The organism is Microbacterium sp. K35 (genome assembly GCF_004794375.1).
GTDB classification, from domain to species: Bacteria; Actinomycetota; Actinomycetes; order Actinomycetales; family Microbacteriaceae; genus Microbacterium; species Microbacterium sufflavum.
The window spans coordinates 1-643 of record NZ_SSDM01000327.1 but is presented as its reverse complement, the minus strand read 5'-3'; the positions used below and the strand labels follow the sequence as shown (position 1 = coordinate 643).

Sequence of the window (643 nt, the reverse complement as noted above, 5' to 3'; positions counted from 1 at the left end):
GGACGCCGTGCTCCGTGACACCCAGCACGTAGCGGGCGTCCTCGGTCTGCACCACCACGAGCTGCGCCTTCGCCCCGAGGCCCTGACGCCCCAGCACCGTGATCGGCTCGGCGTCGCGCTTGCGCGACTGGCTCTTCGCGACCCGGCGCTGCAGGAACCACAGCAGGCCGAGCACCGCCGCCAGGGAGAGCCCGACCCGCAGGGCGAGCAGCAGGTCGTCCAGGGTCAGGCCTCGACGTTCTCGAGGATGCGCGTGATCCGCACCGCGTAGTCCTGGTCGACCACCACGACCTCGCCGTGGGCGATCGTGCGGCCGTTCAGCTTCACGTCCGCGGGGGCGCCGGCCGAACGGTCCAGCTCCACGATGCGGCCGGGCTCCAGGTCGAGCACGTCGCGCACGGCCATGCGGGTGCGGCCGATCTCGACCGTCAGCTCCATCTCCACACCGGCGATGCGGTGCAGGCGGCCGTCGCCGCCGGCGGGTCGTGCCGGGCGGTGGGTGATGCGCACGGCGAGCCGGCCGATCGTGCGCTCGCCCTCGTCGACCAGGTCGAACAGCTGCGCGTGCGGGTCGGCGAACAGCGCCGACGCATCGCCCGTGGCGGCCTCGCCCAGCACGCCGGGGCCCAGGGCGGTCACGGCC

Annotated in this window: 2 protein-coding genes; both read right to left on the bottom strand. The window is 74.3% G+C overall.

What is annotated here, in order from left to right:
* A partial coding sequence (locus DW299_RS12825) for a flagellar biosynthetic protein FliO (protein ID WP_240745402.1) occupies positions 1 to 175 on the bottom strand: 175 nt, incomplete at its 3' end.
* A 50-nt stretch (positions 176 to 225) separates the two neighbouring features.
* Positions 226 to 643: flagellar motor switch protein FliN (gene fliN / locus DW299_RS12820; RefSeq protein ID WP_136036814.1), on the bottom strand; the 418-nt coding region annotated here is incomplete at its 5' end.